This window comes from Nocardioides sp. YJ-D4 (assembly GCF_054031495.1).
In genome coordinates, this window is sequence record NZ_CM132932.1 from 2,464,807 (window position 1) to 2,488,592 (window position 23,786).

Genomic DNA, 23,786 nt, shown 5'->3' on the forward strand with positions numbered 1-23,786 from the left:
CAACGTCCCTGCATCTGCACGGTTGTCGCATCGTCTCCGCAGGTCGGGGCCGCAATTTCCACACACATGAACGGAAGTGGCCACCCCCGGCCGACGCAGGTCGGCCGGCGATCAGTCTCCCTTGCACACAGCCAACGCGTCCTCGGCCTTCGTCACCGCACCCTCGGCCTCGTCGAGCTTCTCCTCCGCAGCCGCCACAGCCTCTTCGGCCTTGGCCGCCTTGGCGGTGAGGTCGGCAGCCTTCGCGGTGGCCTCCGCAGACTTCGCCATGATGTCGGCGAACGCAGCAGCATCCTCAGCGCTGGTGCCCATACTCGCGGCGTCAGCCGCTTCGCCGACCTTGTCCGCTTCCGCTCCCGCCTTCTCCGCTGCGGCGGACGCCTTGGTGAGCGCTGCTTCCAGGGTCTTGACCTCGGCCTGCAGCGGCACGACTGCCGCCTCTGCGGTCTTGACCGCCGCCTCCTCCTCGAGGCATGAGGCTGCGCCCGGCTCTGATCCGGCACCGCACGCGGCAAGGAGGGGCATGATGACAGCGGCGAGCGACACCGCGATCCGAGTCCTGATAGGTACGTTCATCGTGGCTCTCCTTCAATCTGGCGACGGCATCGATCGGCGACAGTTCGCCGCCTGCGGGCCTCCCCGAGAAGTCGCCGCCCGGCAGCGCCCCAGGCCACGGGGATGCTAATCGGCATCCACCCGCGCCGCATTGGCAAAAATTGACGTTCCGCGCGGTCGACTCCTGCGCCATCCGACGGACATCAAATGCCGAATGCCCGGGCCACGGCCCGGGCATTCGTTCGTGTCTGAGCTCGCTCAGACCTTTTCGATCTGGTTGAACGAGAGCTCGACGGGGGTCTCGCGGCCGAAGATCTCGACGAGCGCCTTGACGCGCTGGGACTCGGCGTTGAGCTCGGTGATGGTCGCGTGGAGGGTGGCGAAGGGGCCGTCGACGACGGTGACCGAGTCGCCCTCGGCGAAGTCGACGACCTCGACGGGCTTCTTGGCGGTGCCGGTGGCACCGGAGGAGGCGGTCGCGGCCTCACCGGCGGCGGCAGCCTCGGCCTCGGCCTGGGCGACGACGGCGGGGGCGAGCATGTTCTCGACCTCGGTCATCGACAGCGGCACCGGCTGGTGGCTGTGGCCGACGAAGCCGGTGACCGACGGGGTGTGGCGTACGGCCGCCCAGGACTCGTCGGTGAGGTCCATCCGGACCAGCACGTAACCCGGGAGAACGGTGCGCTTGACCATCTTGCGCTGGCCGTTCTTGATCTCCGGGACCTCCTCGGTGGGGACCACGATCTCGTGGATGTAGTCCTCCATGTTGAGGGAGACGATGCGGTTCTCCAGGTTGGACTTCACCCGGTTCTCCATGCCGGAGTAGGTGTGGATCACGAACCAGTCGCCCGGCTTCGCCCACAGCTCGCGGCGGAACGCCTCGAGCGGGTCGTCGTCAGCGGCCTCGGGGGCCTCGCCCTCGACGATCTCGTCGAAGGAATCCTCGGCCTCGACAGCGTCAGCGGACTCGTCGGCCTCGTCGAACTCAGCCTCTGCAGGCACGTCGGAGGCGGCCTCGGCCGTCTCGAGGACCTCGGTCTCCTCGGTGTAGTCCTGCTCAGACACGTCCTGCTCCAAACCGTTGATTGTGTGTATCGGGTGTGTTCCGCGGGCCGGGGCCCACGCGATCACGCGTCGCGGCCGCCGAACACCCAGAACATCAACTTGCCGAACCCGAGGTCAAGGCCCGCGACGATCGCCATCATGACCAGGACGAAGACCAGAACCACGATGAAGTACGTCGTGAGCTGCTGCTGCGTCGGCCAGACGACCTTGCGGAGCTCGGCCACGACCTGGCGGTAGAACGTCGGGAGACTGGTGCGCTTCTCCGTCTTCTTGTCGTTCGGAGTCGGGACTGCCTTGCTGTCCGTCACGCCGCCACCTTCTCTCGAAAACGTTTCCATCGCTGGTCCGGCTTTGCAGGGCACGAGGGACTTGAACCCCCAACCTTCGGTTTTGGAGACCGATGCTCTGCCAGTTGAGCTAGTGCCCTACGGAGGCCTGCATCAGACGCGCGGTTGAGGGCGCGGCTAACCATGTGGGAAGACCACCAACGGTGAGTCTACGCACTCGGGTTAACGCGTTCCAAACTGGGCCCTCATGACCCATAGGATTGCGGGCATGACCTCAGATCCCCGTCCCCTCGCCGAGCTCTCGCGCGAGGAACTCGAAGCGTTCGCAACGGAGCAGCGCACGGCGTACGACAACTTGGTGGCCAAGGGCCTGAAGCTGGACCTGACCCGGGGGAAGCCCTCCGCGGACCAGCTCAACCTCTCCGACGGCCTGCTCCATCTCCCCAAGACGACGACCGCCCCGGACGGCACCGACACGCGCAACTACGGCGGCCTGGCGGGCGGCATCGAGATCCGCGAGATCTACGCCGAGCTCCTCGGCCTGGACACCGACCAGCTCATCGCCGGCGGCAACTCGAGCCTCACGATGATGCGCGACACGCTGATGTACCTGTGGCTTCACGGTGGCGTCGACAGCGAGCGGCCGTGGGGCCAGGAGGAGACGGTCAGGTTCGTCTGCCCGGTGCCGGGCTACGACCGCCACTTCACGCTCCTGGAGTGGTTCGGGATCGAGATGGTGACCGTGCCGATGCACGCCGACGGCCCCGACGCCGACGCCGTCGCCGCGCTGGTCAAGGACGACCCCACGATCAAGGGCATGTGGCTGGTCCCGACCTACGCCAACCCGACCGGCGACACCACCTCGCAGGAGATCGCCGAGCGGCTCACCTCGATGCCGACCGCGGCCCCCGACTTCAAGATCTTCTGGGACAACGCCTACGCGCTGCACCACCTGACCCCGGCCGAGACCAAGACCGCTGACGTCGTCTCGCTGGCCAACGCGGCCGGCAACCCCCACCGCCCGCTGGTCTTCGCCTCGACCTCCAAGGTCACCTACGCCGGCGCCGGCGTGGGCTTCTTCGGCGGCTCGAAGGAGAACGTCGCCTGGTGGCTCGACCACCTCAGCCACGGTGCGATCGGCCCCGACAAGGTCAACCACCTGCGGCACGCGGAGTTCTTCGGCTCCGCCGCCGGCGTACGCGAGCACATGGCCAAGCACCGCGACCTGCTCGCGCCGCGGTTCGCGGCCGTCGAGGATGCCCTCACCGACCAGCTCGGCGCGCTCGGCGTGGCGACCTGGACCAAGCCCGCCGGCGGCTACTTCGTCAGCCTCGACGTGCTCCCGGGCACCGCGACCCGGGTGATCGAGCTGGCCAAGGGTGCCGGCGTCGCGCTGACCCCGGCAGGATCGGCCTTCCCCGGGAAGCACGACCCGGAGGACACCAACATCCGGCTGGCGCCGTCCTTCCCGCCGTTGGAGCAGGTCAGCGGGGCCATGGAGGTCGTCACGGTGTGCGTGAAGCTGGCCGCTGCGGAGAAGCTGCTCGCGTGAGAGAGCGTCAGCGAACGAGCCATGAGGTCATCAGGCGACCGCGTCCGTATTCTGGCGCTTGCGCTACGGAGGTGGTCGCGTGAGTGAGGACCGACCCCGAGACCGGCGCAGCCTACGTACGCTGCCCAAGGCGCATCTGCACCTGCACTTCACCGGTGCGATGCGCCACGAGACCCTGCTCGAGCTGGCCACCCGCGACGGGATCCGGCTGCCCGACCAGCTCGTCTCGGAGTGGCCGCCGGCACTGAGCGCGGCCGACGAGAAGGGCTGGTTCAGGTTCCAGCGTCTCTATGACGTGGCGCGCTCGGTGCTGCGCACCGAGGCGGACATCCGGCGGCTGGTCATGGAGGTCGCCGAGGACGACGTACGCGACGGCGGCAGGTGGCTCGAGATCCAGGTCGACCCGTCGGGCTATGCGGCGAAGTTCGGCGGGATCACGGCCTTCACGGATCTGGTCCTCGACGCAGTCCGCGACGCGGAGCGGTCCACCGGGCTCGGGATTGCGGTGATCATCGCCTCCAACCGCACCCGGCACCCGATGGACGCGCGCACGCTGGCGCGTCTGGCCGCGCAGTACGTCGACCACGGCGTGGTCGGCTTCGGGCTCTCCAACGACGAACGGCGCGGGCGGACCGAGGAGTTCGACCACGCCTTCCAGATCGCCGAGAAGGCCGGTCTGCGGCTGATGCCGCACGGCGGTGAGCTGCGTGGGCCCGAGCACATCCGCACCGTGCTGCGGTCGCTGCACGCGACCCGGCTGGGTCATGGCGTACGCGCTGCCGAGGATCCGGCGCTGCTCGACGAGATCGTGCGCGCGGGCGTCGCGCTGGAGGTCTGCCCGACCTCCAACGTGTCGCTCGGCGTCTACTCCGACCTGACCTCGGTGCCGCTGCCGCAGCTGCTCGACGCGGGTGCGACGGTGGCGCTGGGGGCCGATGACCCGCTGCTGTTCGGGTCCCGGCTGGCGGCGCAGTACGCCACCATGCGGGCCGCTCACGAGCTGACCGACGAGACCCTCGCCGACCTGGCGCGGATGTCGATCACGGCGTCGACCGCGCCCGAGTCGACCAAGAAAGGTCTGCTCGCCGAGATCGACGACTGGATCAGCGCGCCCTCGCAACCCACGGATCCGGCAAGTTAAGACAGAATGTCGGCCATGACGAACCCGTCCGACGATCAGCCCGATCCCAACAAGCCGGCCGACGCCTCCACCCCGCCTCCGCCGACCCCGTCCGAGCCGACCCCCGACGAGCCGACCCAGGGCGACGAGACCCAGGTGGCGACTCCGCCTGCGTCGACGCCGCCTGCGCCGACCCAGCCGATGTACGGCCAGACCTACGGTGAGCAGCCGTCCAACCCCTACGGTGGCGCGACGTTCGACCAGAAGCCGCCGGCCCCGCCGACGGCCGGCTACGGACAGACGCCTCCGCCGCCCGCCTACGGCGGTCAGCCGAACTACGGTGGTCAGCCGGGCTATGGTGCTCAGCCAGGCTACGGTCAGGCGCCCTACGGTGCTCCGGCTGCGTACGCCGGTCCGGTCGGCACCCCCGACTCGGGGGCGACCACGGCGATGGTCCTCGGCATCGTCGGGCTCGTGGGGTCATTCCTCTGTGGCCTCCCCATCGTCCTCTCGCCGTTCGCCCTGTTCATGGGCCTCTCGGCCAAGAAGCGGATCGACGCGTCGGCCGGTGCCCTGACCGGCCGCGGCAACGCGCAGGCGGGCTTCATCCTCGGCCTCATCGGCACCATCCTGCTGGTGCTGAGCATCCTGGCCATCGTCGTCATCGTCATCATCGGCGTCAGCGGCGGGTTCGACGACCCGGGCTACGACGGCGGCTACGAGACCTACGACAGCGAGTTCTGAGATGACGGACACGCCCCCGCCCGGCTATCAGCCCGCACCGGCGCCCTACGGCTTCCCGCAGCCCCCTCCGCATCCTGAGGCGAACTCGGCGATGGTCCTCGGGATCGTCGGGCTGTGCCTGTCGGTCATGTGCGGCGGGATCGGCGTCTTCGTCGCACCGTTCGGATGGGTCAAGGGCAAGCGGGTGATGGCCGAGATCGACGCCAACCCGGCTGCCTACAGCGGGCGCGGCAACGCTCAGGCCGGTTTCATCACCGGTCTCATCGGGACGATCTTCGGGGCGCTCTACATGCTCTTCTGGATCGCCTACATCATCTTCATCATCGTGATGATCGTCGTCGCCTCCAACGAGACCGATAGCACGACGTTCGACAGCATCAACGCGATGCTGAGCAGCCGAATCTGACGGATGGACTGCGGCTACTTCACCTCCGGCGCCTGCCGCTCCTGCCGCTGGCTGGAGATGGCGTACGCAGACCAGCTCGCGCAGAAACAGCGGCGGGTCGCCGAGGCACTCGGTGACGTACGTTGGGAGGAACCGGTCTCCAGCCCGGAGGCCGGTTTCCGCAACAAGGCGAAGATGGTCGTCGCCGGCTCGGTGGAGGCGCCGACGATGGGGATCCTGTCGCACGACGGTCTCGGGGTGGACCTGCTCGCGTGCGGGCTGCACACCCCGGGCCTGCAGGCCGCGCTGCCGGTCCTCTCCCGGTTCGTCACGACCGCGCGGCTGACTCCCTACTCCGTGCCGGAGCGGCGCGGCGAGCTCAAGCACGTGATCGTCACCGAGGCGCCCGGCGGGGAGCTGATGGTGCGCTGGGTGCTGCGGTCCACCGAGGCGCTGGCCCGGCTGCGCAAGCACCTTCCGGCGCTGCTGGACGACCTCCCGATCGGCGTCGCCTCGGTCAACATCCAGCCGGAGCACAAGGCCGTCATCGAGGGGCCTGAGGAGATCTTCCTGACCGCCCGCGAGGCGCTCACGATGGAGGTCAACGGGATCGGTCTGCGGCTGCGTCCCCACTCGTTCTTCCAGACCAACACCGATGTCGCGGCCGCGCTCTACCGCCATGCCCGCGACCTGGTCTCCGCGGCAGCGCCCGAGTCGGTGTGGGACCTCTACTGCGGCGTCGGTGGGTTCGGGCTGCACGTCGCCGCTCCGGGGCGGCAGGTGCTCGGTGTCGAGTCCAGCGAGCAGGCGGTCGAAGCGGCCGCCTCGACAGCCGCGGAGCTGGGCCTGCCGGGCACCAGCTGGGTGGCCGGGGATGCGGCGGCGTACGCACGCTCGGCCGGCTCCGCGCCGGACCTGGTCATCGTCAACCCGCCGCGGCGCGGGATCGGCTCGTCGCTCGCCGGGTGGCTGGAGCAGTCGGGGGTCGAGCACGTCGTCTACTCCTCGTGCAACGTCGACACCCTGGCCCGCGACCTGCGCGACATGCCATCGCTCCGCCCCGTGTCGGCACGGCTGCTCGACATGTTCCCCAACACCGACCACCACGAAGTGCTCATGCTCCTCGAACGATCCTGATGCCGAGTCGGCTCGTTCTGACGAGCCGACTCGACGGGGAATCACGTCAGCTCGCGCCGACTCGGCGCGATCTGGCCAGGGTCAGCGCGCCGAGGACGAGGCCGGTGAGGCCGAGGACGATCGCCATGCCGCCGCCGACCACACCGTTGCCGGTGCCGGGTCCGCCGTCGGCCACGAGGAGGTTGACGACGCCGATGACCAGGGCGATCGTGCCGCAGCCGAGCGCCACGACGGCGCCGTTGCGGCCACGGTTGCCGACGCCGCGTACGGCACGGGCCAGCGCTGCCGCACCGGCGACCGCGCCGGCCAGGCCGACGAACGCGGCGAGCGTCGCCCACAGCCGGGCGGTGGTCAGTGTGTAGGCGCCGACGTCAGGGTCAGCGGCGCTGATGAGTACGTCGTTCAGGGACATGGAGGGCTCCTTCATCGAGTTCGATCGGATGACTCGATCGTCCCGTCGACGCACGCCGGAGTCGTCCTGCCTGCGTGGACTCTTCGGAGCCGTCGCTACTGCGTACGTGGTAGCCGGATCTCCTGCGTCAGAGGGACTCGCGGGTGGCGGGCGCGGGCATATCCTGCTCGCATGGCCAGGCAGCGGATCACGGTCGGAGACTGGGTCATCGCCGCGGGTGTGGCCGTGGCCCAGCTGGCGGCTGCGCTGAGCGGCGGTCAGCCCGACTCGGGCAACGAGCTTCTCGGCTACGCCGCGCTGGTCGCGAGCGGTCTGGTCCTGGTCTTCCGGCGCCGAGCACCGGTCGCCGTGCTGGTCGCCAGCGGCGCGTGCGGGCTGGCCTTCCAGGCACTCGGGATCGACGTCGCGGTGATCGCGTTCCTGGTCGCGGTCTACGCAGCCGTGCGGGAGGGGCATCGGTTGGTCACGGTGCTCGCCGCGGTGGCGATGCAGAGCGGGCTGTTCCTGGTGGCGTACGCCTCCGTGGGCGACCTCCGCGCCGCCTCCGAGCAGGCGCGCGGGGCCCTGGAGATCGCCTGGCTGATCGCGGCAGGCGCCGCCGGCGAGGCGCTCCGGCAGGCCGAGCGGCGTGCCGACGAGGCCGAGCGCACCCGGGAGGCCGCGGCACAGCGCCGGGCCGACGACGAGCGGCTGCACATCGCCCGCGAGCTCCACGACTCGCTCACCCACCAGATCTCGGTGATCAAGGTCCAGTCCGAGGCAGCGGTCCACGTGGCGCAGCGACGTGGCGAGGAGGTCCCCGAGTCGCTGCTGGCGATCCGGGAGGCCGGGCGCGAGGCGGCCCGCGAGCTGCGGGCCACGCTGACGGCGCTGCGCGACGACGATCCGAACCCGCCGCGGGGGCTCGAGGACGTACGCGACCTGGTCGGGTCCGCCGGGTCCACCGGGCTGGACGTCACGCTGACCGTCGACGGGCAGCCCGGCGCGGTGCCGGTCGCGGTGGGCCGGACGGCCTACCGGATCGTCCAGGAGGCGCTGACCAACGTGACCCGCCACGCCGCGGCCACCACCGCGTCGGTCCACATCGACCACCGGCCTGACTCCCTCGGGATCCGGGTCGAGGACAACGGCACCGGCGCCCCGGCGACGACCGTGCCCGGCATCGGGCTGCTCGGGATGCGGGAGCGGGTCTCCGCCCTCGGAGGTCAGCTGCGGGCTCAGCCCCGCGAGGAGGGCGGTTTCATGGTCGAGGCACGGCTGCCGGTGGAGCGTACGTCGTGATCCGGGTGCTCCTGGTCGACGACCAGCCGCTCATCCGCAGCGGGTTCCGGGCCTTTCTCAACATCGAGGACGACATCGAGGTGGTCGCCGAGGCGGCCGACGGCGTCGAGGCGGTGGCGCTCGCCCGGGAGCATCTGCCCGACGTGGCCCTGGTCGACATCCAGATGCCGGTGGCCGACGGTCTCGAGGCGACCCGGCGGATCGCCGCGGACCCCGCTCTGAGCGAGGTCCGCGTCGTGATCCTGACCAACTACGGGATGGACGAGTACGTCCTCGAGGCCCTGCGTGCCGGGGCCACCGGGTTCCTCGTCAAGGACATCCAGCCTGAGGACTTCGTGCACGCGGTCCGGGTCGCCGCCCGCGGGGACGCGCTGCTGGCGCCATCGGTCACCCGCGCGCTGATCGACCACTACGTCAGCCAGCCCTCCCCTGCCGACGCTCCCCTCGGGCTCGCCGAGCTGACCAACCGGGAGCGCGAGGCGGTCGCCCTGGTCGCCCGGGGCATGACCAACGACCAGGTCGCCGAGGCCATGGTGATCAGCGTGCTGACCGCCAAGACCCACATCAACCGGGCGATGACCAAGCTGCACGCGCGCGACCGTGCCCAGCTCGTGGTGTTCGCCTACGAGTCGGGGCTGGTCGCTCCTAGAGCTCCACGCCGAGCATGACGGGCTCGTTGACGAGCACGATCCCGTACGCCGCCTCGACCCCGTCGCGTACCTCTCTCGCCAGGGCGAGCAGGTCCTCGGTCGTGCCCTGGCCGCGGTTGGTGAGGGCGAGGGTGTGCTTCGTGGAGAGCGACACCCTCGGGTTGCCGTGGCCCTTCTTGAAGCCGGCGTGGTCGATGAGCCAGGCGGCGGAGGTCTTCACCGTGCCGTCGGGCTGGGGGTACGCCGGAGCGCCCGCAGGCACGTCCTCGGGGGCGACCACGGGGTTGGTGAAGAACGAGCCCGCCGACCAGGTGTCGTGGTCGGTTTCGTCGATGACCATGCCCTTGCTGCGACGCAGCGCCAGGACCGCCTCGCGGATCTGCTTGGAGGGCACCCGGGTGCCCTGCTCGACGCCGAGGGCGCCGGCGAGCTGGGCGTACGCGATCGGGGAGCCGGTCTCGCCGTCGGTGCCGAGCCGGAAGGTGACCCCGAGGACCACGTAGCGGCCGGGTCGCTCCTTGAACCGCGACCAGCGGTAACCGAACGCGCACTCCCCGGCGGTGAAGCTTCGCACCTCGCGGAGCTCGCGGTCGAACACCTTGACCGAGGTGATGGTCTGGGAGACGTCCTGGCCGTACGCCCCGACGTTCTGGATCGGGGTCGCGCCCACGCTGCCGGGGATGCCGGAGAGCGCCTCGACGCCGCTCCAGCCCTCGTCGACCGCGGTCGTCACGAAGTCGTCCCAGGTCTCGCCGGCAGCCACCGTGACGCGTACGCCACCCTCGAACGGCTCCGCCGCGACGCCCGTGGTAGCCAGCTTGACGACGGTGCCCGGGAAGCCGGCATCGGCGACGACCAGGTTGCTGCCCCCGCCGAGGACGAGCACGTCCTTCCCGGCCATGTCGGCCGCGGTCACGGCCTCGATGATCTCCGCCTCGGTGGTCGCGGTGACGAACTCCGCCGCCGGGCCGCCGAGATGGAAGGTGGTGTGCTTCGCGAGAAGTTCAGACACGTACGGAGACCTTCGGCATGCCGAGGACCTTCTGGTCGCCGGAGACGACGGTCAGGGCGATCGTCGCCAGCCCGTCCTCGACCGACTTCACGGTGCCGCTGACCGTCACCGAGGTGCCCTCGTCGTCGTCGGGTACGACGACCGGGTTGGTGAACTTGGCGCCGAAGTCGACGACCTCGGCACCGTCGGTCCACTCGGAGACCGCCCGGGCGACCAGCGCCATGGTGAACATGCCGTGGGCGATCACGCCGGGGAGGCCGACGGCGGTGGCGATCCGGTCGGACCAGTGGATCGGGTTGAAGTCGCCGCTCGCCCCGGCGTAGCGCACCAGCGACGCCCGGGTGACGGGGTAGGTCTTCGGGGCCAGCTCGGCGCCTGCTTCGAGTGCCATCACGCGACCTCCGCCGCTCGGTGGACCAGGGTGGCCGAGGTGGTGCACACGACCGCCCCGGATTCGTCGGTGATCTCCGAGACCGTGCCGATGATGTCGTTGCCGCCGATCTGCCGCAGCGAGGCGACGCTCAGGGTCGCGACCAGCACGTCCCCCGGCGCGATCGGCCGGGCGTACGCGAACTTCTGCTCGCCGTGCACGATCCGCGACAGCTCGACCTGGACGTCGTCCAGGAAGGCGTTCATCGCGTCGAAGGCGAGCACGATCGGGAACGTCGCCGGAACCGGGTCCCCGCTCTCCCAGCTCACACCGGTGGCGGCAGCGAACTCCCGCACCTTCTCATCGGTGACCCGATAGGGCCTGGTCGGAGGAAACGCGCGCCCTACGAGCGACCCATCAACTGCCATGCGGACAACTCTAGTGGCCCGCCGAGAAGTCGCCCGCGTCGGCCGAAGCGTCACGTAGGTCGGCCGAGTTGGCAGAGCCGTGCCAACTCGACCGACCGGGGTGACGTCTCGGCAAATGACGAACGCCCCGCCTCCCGGAACTCGGGGCGGGGCGTTCGGAGCGCCGATCAGTGTCGCGCTCTACCTAGAAGACAGGCTTCAGCGGGTCTCGCGGTGCGCGGTGTGCTTGCGGCAACGCGGGCAGTACTTGTTGAGCTCGATACGGTCGGGGTCGTTCCGACGGTTCTTCTTCGAGATGTAGTTCCGCTCCTTGCACTCGGTGCAAGCGAGGGTGATCTTCGGGCGAACGTCGCTGCTCTTGCTGGCCACAGGAGTTTCCTTACGGTGCTGAATCGAGGTGATGCGGTCTTTGGCGGTAGCGGGGGCGGGGATCGAACCCGCGACCTCACGATTATGAGTCGTGCGCTCTAACCGCCTGAGCTACCCCGCCTCAACAGGAATCAGGCCCGCAGTATTCCTACTGCGGGACCTCAACCCAAGAATCCTAATGGACCCAGAGCCCCTTTACGGAATCGAACCGTAGACCTTCTCCTTACCATGGAGACGCTCTGCCGACTGAGCTAAAGGGGCGTTGCGAAAGAGAACATTACGGTAGGGGCGGCGTGCTCAACAAATCGGCAGGGCCCTTCCCGCCGCCAACCGCATCATCGCAGGTCAGAGGGGCCCTCGGCGCCTCGATCGGGCTCCCAGATGCGCGCGAAACCCATCGCCTCCTCGAGCTCGTAGGACAGCTCGAGCAGCATTCGCTCGCGTCCCGGTGCCGCCCCGAACATCATCCCCTGGGGCAGCCCGGCGATGGTCTGTTGAATGGGCAGCGACACCGCCGGCCCACCGGTGACGTTCTGCCACGGCGTGAACGCGACCCAGTCCATCAGCCCCTTCATGACCAGCTCGTAGACCTGGCCCGGAGCCAGTCGCCCGATCTCCGGGGTCTCGTGCGCGACCGTCGGCGTCAGGACGACGTCGTACGCCGCATGGAACCCCTCCGCGATCGCCTGCGCCTTGCGCAGCCGGACGATGGCGGCCGGGACGTACTTGGCGTTCTTGAGCGTGTGCTGGGCGAGGCCGACCGTGAGGTTGTCGAGCCGGGTGCGGTCCCAGGTCTTGCCGCGGAGCGGGCCGGCGTTGACCAGTGCGACCGCCAAGGTCCCCCAGTAGAGGACGAAGTCGTCGGCGAAGGTCTCGGGCACCGGCGGAGGCACCGCCTCGACGGTGTGACCGAGCTCCTCCAGCACCGCCGCCGTCTTCAACGTCAGCTCGGCGACCTCGGGACTGGCGTCGCGCCCGAGCGCACCCGTGAAGATGGCGCAGCGCAGCCGTTTCGACCCGGGGCCGGTGACGTCCCCGATCGGCGGCAGCGAGGTGTGGTGCGCCTTCTCGGCCTCCCGGAAGAAGGCGGCGGTGTCGCGTACCGAGCGGGTCAGCACGCCGTCGGTGACGATCTTGAGCGGCAGCAGGCCGTAGAGCGGGTCCTGGGGCAGCCGGTCGCGGGTCGGCTTGAGCCCGACCAACCCGCACGCGGCCGCCGGTATCCGGATCGAGCCACCGCCGTCGTTGCCGTGGGCGATCGGTACGGCTCCGGCGGCCACCAGCGCACCCGAACCCGCCGAGGACGCCCCGGCCACCCGGCCGGTGTCCCACGGGTTGCGCACCGCGCCGAGCCGCGCATGCTCGGCCGTGCCCGAGAACCCGAACTCCGAGAGCTGAGTCTTCCCCAGCGACAGCAGCCCGAGCTTGAAGAGCAGCTTGGTCATCTCGCCGTTGCGTGAGGCCGGCGGCATGACGTACGAATCCGTGCCGTTCCTGGTGGGCACACCGGCGACGTCGGTGTTGTCCTTGATCAACGTCGGTACGCCGGCGAAGAAGCCGGCCCGGGGAGCACGCGCCTGGATCCGGGCCCGGTCGAAGGTGCGGTAGGCCATCGCTCCGAGCGCGGCGTCGACCGCCTCGATCCGGGCGATGGACGCCTCGACCGCCTCGAGAGTGCTGAAGTCGCCGCGCCGCAGAGCCTCGGCGACCCCGACCGCGTCGAGAGTGCCGAGGACGTCGTCGGTGAAGGCGTGCACTCGAGCCATGAAACCAACGTTAAGGCGTGAGCAAGGTCAGAGGAGGAAGTACGCCACCAGCGGAATCATGAGACAGGTCACCACCGCGGTGAGCCCCATCGCCAGTCCGGAGAAGGCGCCCTCCACCTGGCTCTCCTCCAGCATCCGGGCGGTGCCGATCCCGTGGGAGACCGCACCGACCGCGACGCCGCGTGCGCGCGGGTCGCGGATCCGAAGCAGGGTCAGCACCCGCGGTGCGACCATCGCGGCGACGATTCCGATCACGATGGCGAAGGCCGCCGACAGCTCCGGATAGCCGCCGAGGCGCTCCGTCAGCTCGATCGTCACCGGCGTCGTCACGGCCTTCGGAGCCATCGTCCGCTCCAGCACATCGCCGCCACCGAGCCAGCGCACCAGCAGGATGCCGCTGACCATCGACACGGCCGCGCCGGCGGTCAGCGCGACCAGGACGGGCACCACCATCCCCTTCAGCCGGGCGACCTGGTGGTAGAGCGGGATCGCCAGGGCGACCGTCGCCGGGCCGAGCAGAAAGCTGATCAGCGTGGTGGCGTCGGCGTAGTCGTCGTAGCTCGTGCCGCTGACCGTCAGCAGGGTGCCGACGATCACGATCGCCACCGCCACCGGCTGGGCCAGCGGCGAACCGGTCCGCGCCCGAAGCCACCGCCCGAACTCGTACGCCGCCACCGTCACGAACAGCCACAGAATGACGCTCAAACCGCCACCTCCGTAGCGCAAGCGCCACAGTACGGACGTGACGGTTTGAGGCTCATTGTCGCTCGCTGACGCTCGCTCACTCAATCTCCTCCCCCGGAGCACCTTCGGTGCCGGCCACCGACGGCACCCGGCGCAGGAACAGGGTGAGCACCCAGCCGACGACGGCCAGCCCGAGCAACCAGGAGCCGAGCAGCGCGACGACGATCGGCAGCGCTTCGTCGCGGATGACCGCGAGGTAGGCGATCACGCCGACTCCGGCCGGGATGAAGAAGAGCTGCAGGTGGGAGAGGAAGTAGTCGCCGACTTGGATGACCGGGTCGTCCTCACCGTCACGGCGCCGCAGGACGAGGACGACGAAGAGCAGCAGCATCCCGACGACGGGACCCGGCAGCGGGATCCCGGTCAGCTCGACGATCGCGGTTCCGGCCAGCTGGCACCCGAGCAGCCAGAGCAGGCCGACGATCACTGCGGGTCGGAGAGGGACTCGATCGCCATCGCGGCGCAGCCCACCAGGCCCGAGGAGTCGCCGTGGAGCTGAGCCATGAAGGTGAGCTCGCGGGTGGCGATCGGGTTGGAGCGGGCGTAGACGCTCTCGCGCACCCCGGCGGTGTAGAGGTCGAAGGCGCCGGCCATGTCGCCGCCGATGACGACGACCTCCGGGTTGAGCAGGTTGACGGCCGTGGCCACGACCTCGCCGAGCTGTCGTCCGCCCTCGCGCAGCAGCCCGCGCGCGACGGCGTCACCGGCGAGCGCGGCGGCCACCAGGTCGCGTACGTGGCCCGCGGGGACCCCGGAGTCGGTCAGCCGCTGGGCGAGCGCCCAGCCGGAGGCGACGGTCTCCAGGCAGCCGGTCGAGCCGCAGCGGCAGGGCCGGTCCCCGGCCGCGTCGATGCGGGTGTGGCCGATCTCGCCGGCCGCCCCGAGAGCGCCGGTGACGACCTTGCCGTCGACGATGATGCCCATGCCGAGACCGGTCGAGGCCTTGACGACCAGGGCGTTGCGTACGGGATGGTCGGAGTTGAAGAGCTCCGATCGCGCCAGCGCGTGGGCGTCGTGGGCGAGGATCAGCGGCGCGTCGGTCAGCGCGGTGAAGTAGGGAGCCAGCTGGACGCCGTCCCAACCGCCCATCGCCGGGGTGTCGATGCTCATCCCGAGATCGGGGTTGACCACCCCGGGCAGGCTCATCCCTATCGCCAGCACCGGCAGGTCGATCGAGGTCACCATCTTGGTCATCCGCTCGACGACCTCGGGCATCAGCACCTCGGCGGAGATGCCGACCTCGTGGTCACGGGTGTCACCGGCCAGCTCGCGCCCGGCGAGGTCGAAGACCGCCGCCTGGCTGCGGCTGCGGCCCACCGCCACGGCCAGCACGACCCCTGGGTCTGAGGATTCGTCACTCACGACTGCAGTCTAAGCACGGACCTAAGACCGCGAGCGGAGCCGGGCGTTGGGAAGCGGGGGTGCCGGGATCGGCCGCTGGTGGTTGCCCTCGACCACACCGAAACGGCCCGCGGTCAGGTCCTGGGAGTCCTCGACCAGCTCGCCGCCACCGCGGGTGATCTGGCCCTGCCACTCCTCGCGGTAGCCGACGACCTCCTCGTGGGTGCGTCCGACGAAGTTCCACCACATGATGATCGACTCACCGAACGGCGTACCGCCGAGGAGGAGCAGCCGGGTCCACGCCTCACCGGCCTGCAGGATCAGCGTGGTGGCGCCCGGAGGGGCGTAGGCGAGCGAGTCCTTCTCCACGTCGGCCGACGCCGGGCCGGACGCGCCGAGGCCGGTCATCGACACCTCGCCGGTGTCCACGAGTACGCCGTGCTCGAACCGCTCGTCGACCGGGATCTCGAGCCGGGTGCCGGGCTCGAGCAGGATCTCGGCGCCGAGGATCTCGGAGTGGGTCCGCACCGGCGAGGTGACGCCGAGGAGCGACCCCATGAAGACCCGCACGGTCGCCCCGTCGCGCTCGATCGGCGTGGGCACGTGGTTCTGGAACGCCGGCTCGACGTCGCGGAACTCGTTCGGCAGCGCGACCCACAGCTGGGCCCCGTGCAGCACGGTGGTCTCGGGCGTGGAGTTCTCCGAGTGGGAGATCCCGCGCCCGGCGGTCATCAGGTTGACCTCGCCCGGGCGCACCATCGCGACCGTGCCGACCGAGTCGCGGTGCTCGATCTCCCCGGTGAACAGCCAGGAGACCGTCTCCAGCCCGGTGTGCGGGTGGGGCGGCACCTCCATCCCGCCGGAGACGACGACGTCGTCGGGACCGTAGTGGTCCAGGAAGCACCACGCGCCGATCAGCGAGCGCGAGCGAGCAGGCAGGGTGCGGCGTACGTTCATCGCTCGCGGACCACCCAGCGGGACGTCTCGCGGGGTGATGATCTGGATCTCGACGCCTTCGTCCCCGTTTCCACCGACGCACTCGACGGGGGTGGGGTGCGCGTCCAGGTTTGTCATGCCCCAACGCTACTCCGGCCGACGCGCCCCTGAACCAATACGCCGCCTCGCCATGCCGACGTCACATCGAGGTCGCCGAAGGGCTACCTCGATGCCACACGATGTGGCCGTGCTCATCGCTCAGCTCGCGAACTTCGTCGGCCCCACCTCCGGCGGCATGAAGACGGCTCTGGAGGCCCTCGCCCGTGGCTATCTCGAGGCGGGCCACGACCGGCTCCTGGTCGTCCCCGGCCCGTACGACTCGGTCACCTCGACCGACCTCGGCGAGGTGGTGCAGCTGAGAGCGCCACGCGTGGGCGGCGGCTACCGGCTGATCATCGAGCCGTGGCGGGTGACCGACGTGCTGACCCGTTTCAACCCGACGAGCCTCGAGGTCAGCGACAAGTTCACGATGCTGCCGGTCTCCCGCTGGGCCCGGCGCCAGGGCATCGGGACGGTGCTCTTCTCCCACGAGCGGCTCGACGAGTACATGCCCACCTACACCGGTATGGACACCACCTCGAAGGTCTCCACCGCGCTGCTCAACCGGATGCTGGTGCGCTCCTTCGACCAGGTGCTGGTGACCTCCGACTACGCCCGGCACGAGTTCGAGCCGCTGGCTGCGACCGTCGGCTGCCCGATCGCGCAGGTGCCGCTGGGCGTCGACCTCGACTTCTTCCACCCCTCGCTCGGGCACCGCGACGACACCCTGAGGCTCATCCACGTCGGCCGCCTCTCCCGCGAGAAGTCTCCCGACCTCGCCGTCGCCACCGCCGTGGAGCTGCATCGCCGCGGGTTCGACGTACGCATGGACGTCTACGGCGACGGGCCGCACCGTCCCGAGATCGAGGCCCTCGCCGCCGGGGCGCCGGTCGTCTTCCACGGGCACGTCTCCGACCGCCGGCGGATCGCCCGGGCGTTGGCCGAGGCCGACGTGGCCCTCTCCGTCTGCCCTCGCGAGACCTTCGGACTGGCCGTCCTGGAAGCCCTCGCCAGCGGTACGCCGGTGGTGACCGCCGACCGCGGCGGCGCCCGTGAGCTCATCGACCTCCGGTGCGGAGCCTGGGCGTCCGCCCATCCGGCAGCGCTGGCCGACGCGGTCATCGACGTCGCCGAGCGGCCGGTGGTGGCGACCCGGCGCGCGGCACGCGAGCGGGCCGAGCAGTTCCCCTGGTCGCGCACGATCGAGGACATGCTGGAGCTTCACGAGAGCCTCGCGCAGGAGACCGCGCCGACCTATCTCCTCGCGCGCTCGCGGCAGCGGCAGGCGTCCCGTCGGGCTCGGCGCTACGCGTAGAACCTCGCCGAGCGAGGTCGCCAGAGTGTCGGAGCCGCGTTTTCTTTGTGGGGATAACGTTACTCAGCCGTGGTCGTTATCCGTCCGGGGCCGCTTCTTTGGCCACGTTCAGAACACGAAGACCTAGGTCTCGTCGCCATCCTGGTATTTCATGCCAATGACCATATGAGGGGCATATGAGCGAGTTGACCACCCAGGCTGCGGTGAAGCCGGTGACGCCGGAGCAGACCCACTTCGCCGACTCCTTCGGTCCGGTGTGTCGCGCGTACGGAGAAGATCCGCTGACCTCCTACGACTATCGAGACGTCACCTGTGGCGAGTGTCGGCATGCCGCGCCCTACATCAGTGCGCTGCCCGAGCACCTCAAGCCCAGGTCGACCAGGCGGCGCTCGTGGCCGCGGTCGATGCAGGACCGCTAGGACACCCGGATCTCGGTCCGCTCGTGCTGCACCGGCGTCCACCTGTCCGCCGACCGTGACCGGGCGAGCCCGACGATCCCGGTGACCAGCAGCGCGGCCGCGCTCACTGCGACCCACAGCGTGGGGGCCGAGGCGCCGAAGGCGACCACCGCGGCGACGTACGAGACGGTGGGGTTGGTGATCGTCATCGCCGCCATCGCCCAGGGCAGCGGGCCGGCGGCGAGGGCCGCCTGGGTGAGCACGATGCCGAGGCCACAGGTGCACAGCAGCCCGTAGAACGCCGGCAGCGTGAGCAGCCCGAGGAATCCGTCGGCGGCGGCCCGGTCGGCGGTGATCTTCAGCAGCACCGAGGTCGTCGCGAACGAGCAGCCGGCCGCGACCGCCGTGGTCGCGGCCGCGACCGGTGGCGGGAACCGGTGGGCCACCAGCAGGAGTACGCAGATCACGACCGCCACGCACCCGGCGAAGAGCGCGACGCGGCCGACGTCGGCATAGGTGCCGCCGCGATGGTCGTCGGTGACCAGCAGGATCACGCCGCCACAGATCGCGGCTCCGCTGACCCAGTCGGAGACCGTCGGCCAGTGGCGGGCCGCGATCGAGGCGAAGACGAGCGCGAAGAGCAGCTGCGTCGGCATCACCGACTGCACGACGGAGACCGACCCGAGGTGGAGCGCGACCGCCTGCACCCCGAAGCCGATCGCGTTGATCGCCGCACCGGTGACCCACAGCGGGTTGCGCACCAGCGCCAGCATCAGCTGCTCGACGCCGGCCATCCCGCCGCTGCGACCGGGCGCGAGGGCGCTGGCGCGCTGCTGGACGGCGGCGGAGAGCGAGAACAGGACGCATGCGCCGATGGCCAGGCTCACGGCCGCAGCATGATCCATGCTTCGACGCTAGACCTCGCGAGGAAAGCCCACCCGCCGCGCACGCGAGCATCGTGCGATCAGCGGATGAACCCTGAGGGTCAGCTCTTCACCTTCGCGCCCAGGATCTCGCCGTACTCGACCCCGAGGACCGAGGGGTCGCCGTCCTTCGGCACCAGCACCGCGACCGTGACCGCGGTCCGGATCGACAGGTTCTTGCCGGCCCGGCTGCGGAAGTCGTCATAGGGCGGGTTCCACTCCCACTCGGTGCCTTGGCCACCGACGATCGAGTTGGTCGTGAAGTCCAGCATCGCCAGCACGCCCTCGGCCGTCTGAACCGCGCGGATGCTCGTCTCGTCGAAGGGCTCGGCGGTCGTCTTGACCATGTCGACGCCCATGTCCGAGGCGTACGCGGCGATCTCGTCGCCGGGTTCGGCGAGCTTCTTGAACCCGTCGAGGCCGTCGATCTTCTTCGGCTTCTCCAGGTAGGCGTCGATCTCGGCAGCGACCTCCTCGACCTGCTTCGTCGCCGCTGCCGGCACCGGGTCCGCGCCCTCCACCTCGGGCGGAACGGCCTTCTTCTTGACGCCGAGGCTGCTGCGTACCTTCCAGGGAGAGAGGGCGTCCTGCTGCTCATAGACGGCCAACCGGGTCAGCTTCGGCTTCTTCGCGCCCTTGACGCCGATCTCCACGACAGCCCACATCGGGTACTCGCTGAGTTGCACCGACCACACCCGCCCCGGCACCGCCGTCCAGGTGGGCGGACGGTCCCGGACGTCGAAGCCCTCGTTCACCGCAGAGGTGAGCTGGTCCTTGGCCAGGACCGGGCCACTGTCGGCCTCGGTCCATGCCTCCTCCTTCCACTTCCCGGGCTGGTTGGCCTTGATCGCCTTGTTGTTGCGCTTGTTCCAGTCCTTCATGAGCCCGGCTACGTCTTCCTTCCGCAGCGAGACCTTGCTGGGCTCGTCGAGCTCGACGGACGCGGGCATCGAGCACCCCGTGAGCGAGAACGCCACGACGCCGATCCCGGCCGCCATGCCCAGGCGGCGGTAGAGCCCGCCGGCCGGCGGGCGCGGCATGGCTGGGCGAGCCGGCGCCGGCCCCGCCGGCCCCCTCGGCCCCGCCGGCCCCGTCGGCCCCATCGGTCCCGCCGGCCCCATCGGTCCCGCCGGCCCTGCCGGCCCCGTCAGGACCGGGCGGGCCGGCTGGGTCGGGTAGCTCGGCTGGGCGGGGTGGGGCGGCTGGGCGTACGAAGCCGGCGGCCGCGGCGGCTGCCACTGGTCCTGGCGTTCACGTCTCCTGGTCAGCAGCACGACCGCGCCGACCAGCAGCAGGGCACCGAGGCCCGCGACGCCCAGCGCGACCAGGAAGATCCCATCGAGCCGATAGCCGAAGGCGAGCTTGATCGGCGCACCGTCCCGGCTCGCGGCCAGGAACGAGACCGGCTTCCCGGTCAGCGTCACGTCGAGCTCCTGGGTCCCCGAGCCCGAGACCGACTCGTCCCACCACGGCGCTCCGGAGGCATCCGGCACGCTCTCCCCCGAGCCGGCGGCACCGCTGACCCTGGTCAGCGGGGTCTTGGCGATCTCGACGGCCCTGGTGCCCTTGACGACGTCGAGCACGTCGACCGGGTTGCCGACACCGACGTACGCCTCCCCCATCGCCTCCACGCGAACCGTGACCGGAAGCCGGTCGAAGGCGAACGCCTCCGGCGTGGAGTACGCCGCGCCCTGCGCGATCGGGGTCTCCTTGCCCATCAGGACGTCGTCGGGCCCAGCGGCGATGGCCAGACCCGCCCCGACGAGAAGGAGTGGGGCGCCGAGCAGTCCGAGGAGCACCGACAGGACGATCCTGCCGCCCTTCCTCGGCCGACCGGGATCAGCCATCACACGTGCGTACGTTGCCGAGCTCATCGAGGCCTTCTAGGTGGGGGGTCCCGAGAAAGTGGACGCGGCAATCTAGCGCGCTCGACGAATTCCAGGAACCCATTAACCCGACCGGGCATGGTATTACCCGGCGGTATGGAACGTTTACGTCCACTTGGTAATTACGAAGCCGTGTCGAACGGAACATCGCACGGTGAGCATCCCTAGCGTCATGAACCGCACGCGGACGTATCGAAGCGAGTGTTATCAGCTCGGCGGCCGCGCTGCGATCGATTCGAATTGACGATGAAAGGTATGAAATGAGCAAGAAGACAGGGCTGTTCCGCCGCGCCGCGGCCGTCGCCGCCTTCTCGGGTGTCGCCTTCGCACTGACCACCGGCACGGCCGTCGCCGCGCCGGCGCCGACCACCGCCAGCGTCTCCTCCTCCGACCTCTCGCCCTCCTCGCAGAAGGCGTGGGAGGACTTCATCCTCGGCGGCTCCTACGTCGCCGGCGGTGCTTCCCAGATGGTCAGCGGCGCCTGGGTCGGCGCCCCGGGCCTGATCCTCGCCGGCGCCACCGGCTCCCCGATCACCCCGGAGCAGCTGGCTGCCTGGGAGAACTGGGACGAGGGCGGCCACAAGATCGGTGAGGGTGCCGCCATGATGGTCGCGGGCGCCTACGTCGGTGCCCCCGGCATCATCCTCGACCAGATCGCGGGCGGGGCGACCCCGAGCGACCTGTCGCCGAGCGAGCTCGAGCAGGTCACGTTCCTCATCCCGCAGGACAGCCCGGCGCTCGACGGTGTTCCCACCGAGCAGATCCCGAACCCGATGGCTCCCCTCGGATCCTTCTGAGCGGCGACATGACAGCTGCTGACCGGTCGTAGCTCCCACCACGATCCGATCGGCGCCGTCCCCAGATGGCCTAGGCGTGCACTCGTGCACGGCCGGGCCATCTGCGCATTTACGCGCGATCAAACAACGGCGTTGCAGTTTGCCGCAAATTACGTCATTACATTTCATTCGGTACTTAGTTGACACGAAAACCGCCGTGTCGCTTGCGCTGATGACCCCGGATGCTCCTAGCATCATTTCCCGGATGCGAACGTATCGATGCGTCTGTTATCGGTCCGGGGGTCGCGTCCGTGCGTGATGTTTCAATTCGAATTGATCGATGAAAGGTACGAAATGAACATGAAGACAGGGCTGCTCCGCCGCGTCGCGGCCGTCGCCGCCTTCTCGGGTGTCGCAGTCGCACTGACCACGGGTACCGCCTCCGCAGCCGATGGCACCCACCACAACCGCACCGAGGCCGAGTGCATCAAGGAGAACTCCGCCGGTGCCTCCGACCTCTCGCCCTCGAGCCAGAAGGCCTGGGCCGGCTTCATCTGTGGCGCCGGTCAGGCGACCGGCGGCGCGGCCCGCATGGTCTCCGGCGCCTGGGTCGGCGCTCCGGGCCTCATCCTGATGGGTGCCACCGGCGGCGAGCTGAGCCCGGCGCAGAAGAAGGCCTGGGTGAACTGGGACGGTGGCTCGCACCAGGTCGGCAACGGTGCCGCCATGGTCGTCTCCGGCGCCTACGTCGGTGCGCCCGGCATCGTGATGGACAAGATCATGGGCGGCGCGATGCCGTCCGAGCTGTCCGACAGCGAGATGGAGCAGGTCTCCTTCCTGCTCCCGATGGACAACCCGGCTCTCGACGGCCTCCCCGTCGACCAGGTCCCGAACCCGCTGGGTCCGCTCGGCACCTTCTGAGGAACATGACCATGGCCGGGTGATCACCCCCTACCGACTGCTCGGCCACGTCACACAGGTGGCCCTGGGCGTGCACACGTGCACAGCCGGGGCCACCTGCACGTTTTCCGTCGTGTTCAGGGCGCGTTCAGTCGTACGCCAGTGGCTCCTCGATCACGTCCATCACCGCTCTGGCGATCCAGTAGTGCCGGCCGCCGCGGCCCGACCGGCCGGCGGCCTCGATCCACCCGCGCCGCTCGGCGTCCTGGATCAGGTTGCGGGAGCCCTGGTTGGTCAAGCCGGTCGCGTCCTGGACGCGCTTGACGGTCAGGTAGGGGTTGGCGAACAGCAGCGTGACCAGCCCGGACAGGTTGGCGCGTGAGGTGGCGGCCTCGTCGAGATAGCCCTCCCGGAGCGCGACCAGGCGCTCGGACCTGGTCGTGGCGTCCTCGGCCGAACGTCGCACCGCGGTGAGGAAGAACTGCAGCCACTCCTGCATCTCACCGCGCTCCCGGACGCTCTGCAGCCGCTGGTAGTAGGTCTGGCGGTGAGCCTCGATGTAGCCCGAGAGGTAGAGCAGGGGCGTGGTCATCCGCCCCTCCTCCATCAGCATCAGGTTGATCAGCAGCCGCCCGATGCGCCCGTTGCCGTCCAGGAACGGGTGGATCGTCTCGAACTGATAGTGCATCAGGGCGCACCGCACCAGCGTCGGGCTGAGGTCGGGGACGTTGACGTACGCCTCCCAGTCGGCGATCAGCTCGGGCAGGTCGGGCGGGAGGGGTGGGACGTACGCGGCGGTGGTGGGGTTGTCGGTCGGCGAGCCGACCCAGACCGGGCTCCGCCGGAACTCGCCGGGGTGGCGCTCGTGACCCCGCACGCCGGTCAGCAGGGTCTTGTGGAGCTCGAGGACGAGCCGCTGGCTGAGCGGCCAGCTCCTGATGAGCTCGAAGCCCTGACGGGTCGCGGCGAGGTAGGCCTTGACCTCGGCGACGTCCTCGCTCCTGGTCGCCTGACCGCTGACCTCGTCCTGGAGGACCTCCTCGAGGGAGGTCTGGGTGCCCTCGATCCGGGACGAGGCGACCGCCTCCTGGGTCAGGTAGGGCCCGATCAGCAGCTCGGGATCCTGGATCAGCGCGCTCACGCCCTGGAGGCGTCCCAGCGCGGCGTCGGCATCCGAGAGCGCCTTCACGGTGAGCGGCTGTAACGGCAGGTCACGCGGGATGTGGGCGGGTTTGTAGTACCAGTAGGCCCACTTGTTCCCCGGCTCGCGGGTCGCTCTGCCGAACTGCGGAGCGTCGTACCTCTCCGGATCCATGACCGGTCAACTTACCACTC

Annotated in this window: 27 protein-coding genes and 3 tRNA genes; 11 read left to right on the top strand and 19 right to left on the bottom strand. The window is 69.8% G+C overall.

What is annotated here, in order from left to right; translation table 11 throughout:
* Positions 1-111: 111 nt before the first annotated feature.
* The 4 genes from ACW14X_RS11690 to ACW14X_RS11705 all read right to left on the bottom strand — a co-directional run bounded on the left by ACW14X_RS11690 (position 112) and on the right by ACW14X_RS11705 (position 2,047).
* Positions 112-576 carry a hypothetical protein gene (locus ACW14X_RS11690; RefSeq protein WP_350836647.1) on the bottom strand — a complete coding sequence of 155 codons (465 nt, stop codon included), beginning with the start codon at positions 574-576 and terminating at the stop codon, positions 112-114.
* Positions 577-813: 237 nt separating this feature from the next.
* Positions 814-1,620, bottom strand: a complete 807-nt coding sequence (gene nusG, locus ACW14X_RS11695; RefSeq protein ID WP_350713378.1) for a transcription termination/antitermination protein NusG — start codon at positions 1,618-1,620, stop codon at positions 814-816.
* Between the two features lie 62 nt (positions 1,621-1,682).
* A complete protein-coding gene (gene secE / locus ACW14X_RS11700) occupies positions 1,683-1,958 on the bottom strand; it encodes a preprotein translocase subunit SecE (RefSeq protein ID WP_160025598.1) in 276 nt (91 codons plus the stop codon).
* 16 nt (positions 1,959-1,974) lie between these two features.
* A tRNA-Trp gene (locus ACW14X_RS11705) sits at positions 1,975-2,047 on the bottom strand.
* Positions 2,048-2,175: 128 nt separating this feature from the next.
* Here ACW14X_RS11705 and ACW14X_RS11710 point away from each other — a divergent pair.
* The 5 genes from ACW14X_RS11710 (at position 2,176) to rlmC (ending at position 6,845) form a co-directional block, all read left to right on the top strand.
* On the top strand, positions 2,176-3,459 hold the full coding sequence (locus ACW14X_RS11710; protein WP_350836649.1) for an aminotransferase class I/II-fold pyridoxal phosphate-dependent enzyme: 1,284 nt from the start codon (positions 2,176-2,178) through the stop codon (positions 3,457-3,459).
* A 79-nt stretch (positions 3,460-3,538) separates the two neighbouring features.
* Complete coding sequence (locus ACW14X_RS11715; RefSeq protein ID WP_457165703.1) at positions 3,539-4,600, top strand: adenosine deaminase; 1,062 nt, start codon at positions 3,539-3,541, stop codon at positions 4,598-4,600.
* Between the two features lie 15 nt (positions 4,601-4,615).
* On the top strand, positions 4,616-5,323 hold the full coding sequence (locus tag ACW14X_RS11720; protein WP_457165704.1) for a DUF4190 domain-containing protein: 708 nt from the start codon (positions 4,616-4,618) through the stop codon (positions 5,321-5,323).
* Between the two features lies 1 nt (position 5,324).
* Complete coding sequence (locus tag ACW14X_RS11725; protein WP_355019350.1) at positions 5,325-5,729, top strand: DUF4190 domain-containing protein; 405 nt, start codon at positions 5,325-5,327, stop codon at positions 5,727-5,729.
* A gap of 3 nt (positions 5,730-5,732) precedes the next feature.
* Positions 5,733-6,845, top strand: a complete 1,113-nt coding sequence (gene rlmC / locus ACW14X_RS11730) for a 23S rRNA (uracil(747)-C(5))-methyltransferase RlmC (protein WP_457165705.1) — start codon at positions 5,733-5,735, stop codon at positions 6,843-6,845.
* Positions 6,846-6,891: 46 nt separating this feature from the next.
* Here the strand turns inward: rlmC and ACW14X_RS11735 are convergent, their stop codons facing one another.
* Positions 6,892-7,257, bottom strand: a complete 366-nt coding sequence (locus ACW14X_RS11735) for a DUF6223 family protein (protein ID WP_350836658.1) — start codon at positions 7,255-7,257, stop codon at positions 6,892-6,894.
* A 171-nt stretch (positions 7,258-7,428) separates the two neighbouring features.
* Between ACW14X_RS11735 and ACW14X_RS11740 the strand changes: the two genes are divergently transcribed.
* Positions 7,429-8,538 (top strand): sensor histidine kinase, encoded by a 1,110-nt coding sequence (locus ACW14X_RS11740; protein ID WP_457165706.1) that lies wholly within the window; start codon positions 7,429-7,431, stop codon positions 8,536-8,538.
* On the top strand, positions 8,535-9,206 hold the full coding sequence (locus ACW14X_RS11745; RefSeq protein WP_350836660.1) for a response regulator transcription factor: 672 nt from the start codon (positions 8,535-8,537) through the stop codon (positions 9,204-9,206). Before ACW14X_RS11740 ends, ACW14X_RS11745 begins: the two co-directional genes overlap by 4 nt.
* Here ACW14X_RS11745 and ACW14X_RS11750 read toward each other — a convergent pair.
* The 11 genes from ACW14X_RS11750 to ACW14X_RS11800 all read right to left on the bottom strand — a co-directional run bounded on the left by ACW14X_RS11750 (position 9,184) and on the right by ACW14X_RS11800 (position 16,292).
* The gene (locus ACW14X_RS11750; protein WP_457165707.1) at positions 9,184-10,200 is read right to left on the bottom strand and encodes a UDP-N-acetylmuramate dehydrogenase; all 1,017 of its coding nucleotides are present in this window, start codon (positions 10,198-10,200) and stop codon (positions 9,184-9,186) included. The genes ACW14X_RS11745 and ACW14X_RS11750 overlap by 23 nt on opposite strands.
* Positions 10,193-10,591 (bottom strand): MaoC/PaaZ C-terminal domain-containing protein, encoded by a 399-nt coding sequence (locus ACW14X_RS11755; RefSeq protein ID WP_160025607.1) that lies wholly within the window; start codon positions 10,589-10,591, stop codon positions 10,193-10,195. Before ACW14X_RS11755 ends, ACW14X_RS11750 begins: the two co-directional genes overlap by 8 nt.
* Positions 10,591-10,998 (bottom strand): FAS1-like dehydratase domain-containing protein, encoded by a 408-nt coding sequence (locus ACW14X_RS11760; protein WP_160025608.1) that lies wholly within the window; start codon positions 10,996-10,998, stop codon positions 10,591-10,593. The genes ACW14X_RS11755 and ACW14X_RS11760 overlap by 1 nt, the downstream gene beginning before the upstream one ends.
* Positions 10,999-11,196: 198 nt before the next feature.
* Positions 11,197-11,367 (bottom strand): 50S ribosomal protein L33, encoded by a 171-nt coding sequence (gene rpmG / locus ACW14X_RS11765; RefSeq protein ID WP_091042824.1) that lies wholly within the window; start codon positions 11,365-11,367, stop codon positions 11,197-11,199.
* Positions 11,368-11,414: 47 nt separating this feature from the next.
* A tRNA-Met gene (locus ACW14X_RS11770) sits at positions 11,415-11,488 on the bottom strand.
* A 67-nt stretch (positions 11,489-11,555) separates the two neighbouring features.
* Positions 11,556-11,628 (bottom strand) — tRNA-Thr (locus ACW14X_RS11775).
* A 74-nt stretch (positions 11,629-11,702) separates the two neighbouring features.
* Positions 11,703-13,133 carry an amidase gene (locus tag ACW14X_RS11780; protein ID WP_457165708.1) on the bottom strand — a complete coding sequence of 477 codons (1,431 nt, stop codon included), beginning with the start codon at positions 13,131-13,133 and terminating at the stop codon, positions 11,703-11,705.
* Between the two features lie 27 nt (positions 13,134-13,160).
* Positions 13,161-13,838, bottom strand: coding sequence for an LrgB family protein (locus tag ACW14X_RS11785; RefSeq protein ID WP_457165709.1), 678 nt, complete (start codon positions 13,836-13,838; stop codon positions 13,161-13,163).
* Between the two features lie 76 nt (positions 13,839-13,914).
* On the bottom strand, positions 13,915-14,304 hold the full coding sequence (locus tag ACW14X_RS11790) for a CidA/LrgA family protein (protein ID WP_160025611.1): 390 nt from the start codon (positions 14,302-14,304) through the stop codon (positions 13,915-13,917).
* Positions 14,301-15,239, bottom strand: a complete 939-nt coding sequence (locus ACW14X_RS11795; protein ID WP_160025612.1) for an ROK family protein — start codon at positions 15,237-15,239, stop codon at positions 14,301-14,303. Before ACW14X_RS11795 ends, ACW14X_RS11790 begins: the two co-directional genes overlap by 4 nt.
* Before the next feature lie 21 nt (positions 15,240-15,260).
* Entirely contained in the window at positions 15,261-16,292 is a 1,032-nt protein-coding gene (locus ACW14X_RS11800; protein WP_457165710.1) for a pirin family protein, read from the bottom strand.
* A gap of 91 nt (positions 16,293-16,383) precedes the next feature.
* Between ACW14X_RS11800 and ACW14X_RS11805 the strand changes: the two genes are divergently transcribed.
* Together ACW14X_RS11805 and ACW14X_RS11810 are read left to right on the top strand one after the other, a co-directional pair.
* Positions 16,384-17,568 carry a glycosyltransferase gene (locus ACW14X_RS11805; protein ID WP_457165711.1) on the top strand — a complete coding sequence of 395 codons (1,185 nt, stop codon included), beginning with the start codon at positions 16,384-16,386 and terminating at the stop codon, positions 17,566-17,568.
* 176 nt (positions 17,569-17,744) lie between these two features.
* Entirely contained in the window at positions 17,745-17,987 is a 243-nt protein-coding gene (locus ACW14X_RS11810) for a hypothetical protein (protein WP_160025614.1), read from the top strand.
* Here ACW14X_RS11810 and ACW14X_RS11815 read toward each other — a convergent pair.
* Together ACW14X_RS11815 and ACW14X_RS11820 are read right to left on the bottom strand one after the other, a co-directional pair.
* Positions 17,984-18,871, bottom strand: coding sequence for a DMT family transporter (locus ACW14X_RS11815; protein ID WP_457165712.1), 888 nt, complete (start codon positions 18,869-18,871; stop codon positions 17,984-17,986). The genes ACW14X_RS11810 and ACW14X_RS11815 overlap by 4 nt on opposite strands.
* 80 nt (positions 18,872-18,951) lie before the next feature.
* On the bottom strand, positions 18,952-20,763 hold the full coding sequence (locus tag ACW14X_RS11820; RefSeq protein WP_457165713.1) for a hypothetical protein: 1,812 nt from the start codon (positions 20,761-20,763) through the stop codon (positions 18,952-18,954).
* Between the two features lie 272 nt (positions 20,764-21,035).
* Between ACW14X_RS11820 and ACW14X_RS11825 the strand changes: the two genes are divergently transcribed.
* Both ACW14X_RS11825 and ACW14X_RS11830 read left to right on the top strand, forming a co-directional pair.
* Positions 21,036-21,572 carry a type III effector gene (locus ACW14X_RS11825; protein WP_350836672.1) on the top strand — a complete coding sequence of 179 codons (537 nt, stop codon included), beginning with the start codon at positions 21,036-21,038 and terminating at the stop codon, positions 21,570-21,572.
* 333 nt (positions 21,573-21,905) lie between these two features.
* Positions 21,906-22,472, top strand: coding sequence for a hypothetical protein (locus ACW14X_RS11830; protein ID WP_040757544.1), 567 nt, complete (start codon positions 21,906-21,908; stop codon positions 22,470-22,472).
* A 127-nt stretch (positions 22,473-22,599) separates the two neighbouring features.
* On the opposite strand, the gene ACW14X_RS11835 is transcribed toward ACW14X_RS11830, so the two are convergent.
* On the bottom strand, positions 22,600-23,766 hold the full coding sequence (locus ACW14X_RS11835; RefSeq protein WP_160025618.1) for a Fic family protein: 1,167 nt from the start codon (positions 23,764-23,766) through the stop codon (positions 22,600-22,602).
* Positions 23,767-23,786: the final 20 nt, after the last annotated feature.

What these genes read in the sequence shown, in the direction of transcription:
- ACW14X_RS11690 (WP_350836647.1), bottom strand. Translation starts at nt 576, where the DNA reads ATGAACGTACCTATCAGGACTCGGATCGCGGTGTCGCTCGCCGCTGTC.
- secE (WP_160025598.1), bottom strand. Translation starts at nt 1,958, where the DNA reads ATGGAAACGTTTTCGAGAGAAGGTGGCGGCGTGACGGACAGCAAGGCA.
- ACW14X_RS11710 (WP_350836649.1), top strand. Translation starts at nt 2,176, where the DNA reads ATGACCTCAGATCCCCGTCCCCTCGCCGAGCTCTCGCGCGAGGAACTC.
- ACW14X_RS11720 (WP_457165704.1), top strand. Translation starts at nt 4,616, where the DNA reads ATGACGAACCCGTCCGACGATCAGCCCGATCCCAACAAGCCGGCCGAC.
- ACW14X_RS11725 (WP_355019350.1), top strand. Translation starts at nt 5,325, where the DNA reads ATGACGGACACGCCCCCGCCCGGCTATCAGCCCGCACCGGCGCCCTAC.
- rlmC (WP_457165705.1), top strand. Translation starts at nt 5,733, where the DNA reads ATGGACTGCGGCTACTTCACCTCCGGCGCCTGCCGCTCCTGCCGCTGG.
- ACW14X_RS11735 (WP_350836658.1), bottom strand. Translation starts at nt 7,257, where the DNA reads ATGTCCCTGAACGACGTACTCATCAGCGCCGCTGACCCTGACGTCGGC.
- ACW14X_RS11740 (WP_457165706.1), top strand. Translation starts at nt 7,429, where the DNA reads ATGGCCAGGCAGCGGATCACGGTCGGAGACTGGGTCATCGCCGCGGGT.
- ACW14X_RS11755 (WP_160025607.1), bottom strand. Translation starts at nt 10,591, where the DNA reads ATGGCACTCGAAGCAGGCGCCGAGCTGGCCCCGAAGACCTACCCCGTC.
- ACW14X_RS11760 (WP_160025608.1), bottom strand. Translation starts at nt 10,998, where the DNA reads ATGGCAGTTGATGGGTCGCTCGTAGGGCGCGCGTTTCCTCCGACCAGG.
- ACW14X_RS11780 (WP_457165708.1), bottom strand. Translation starts at nt 13,133, where the DNA reads ATGGCTCGAGTGCACGCCTTCACCGACGACGTCCTCGGCACTCTCGAC.
- ACW14X_RS11800 (WP_457165710.1), bottom strand. Translation starts at nt 16,292, where the DNA reads ATGACAAACCTGGACGCGCACCCCACCCCCGTCGAGTGCGTCGGTGGA.
- ACW14X_RS11805 (WP_457165711.1), top strand. Translation starts at nt 16,384, where the DNA reads ATGCCACACGATGTGGCCGTGCTCATCGCTCAGCTCGCGAACTTCGTC.
- ACW14X_RS11810 (WP_160025614.1), top strand. Translation starts at nt 17,745, where the DNA reads ATGAGCGAGTTGACCACCCAGGCTGCGGTGAAGCCGGTGACGCCGGAG.
- ACW14X_RS11815 (WP_457165712.1), bottom strand. Translation starts at nt 18,871, where the DNA reads ATGGATCATGCTGCGGCCGTGAGCCTGGCCATCGGCGCATGCGTCCTG.
- ACW14X_RS11820 (WP_457165713.1), bottom strand. Translation starts at nt 20,763, where the DNA reads ATGAGCTCGGCAACGTACGCACGTGTGATGGCTGATCCCGGTCGGCCG.
- ACW14X_RS11825 (WP_350836672.1), top strand. Translation starts at nt 21,036, where the DNA reads ATGAGCAAGAAGACAGGGCTGTTCCGCCGCGCCGCGGCCGTCGCCGCC.
- ACW14X_RS11830 (WP_040757544.1), top strand. Translation starts at nt 21,906, where the DNA reads ATGAACATGAAGACAGGGCTGCTCCGCCGCGTCGCGGCCGTCGCCGCC.
- ACW14X_RS11835 (WP_160025618.1), bottom strand. Translation starts at nt 23,766, where the DNA reads ATGGATCCGGAGAGGTACGACGCTCCGCAGTTCGGCAGAGCGACCCGC.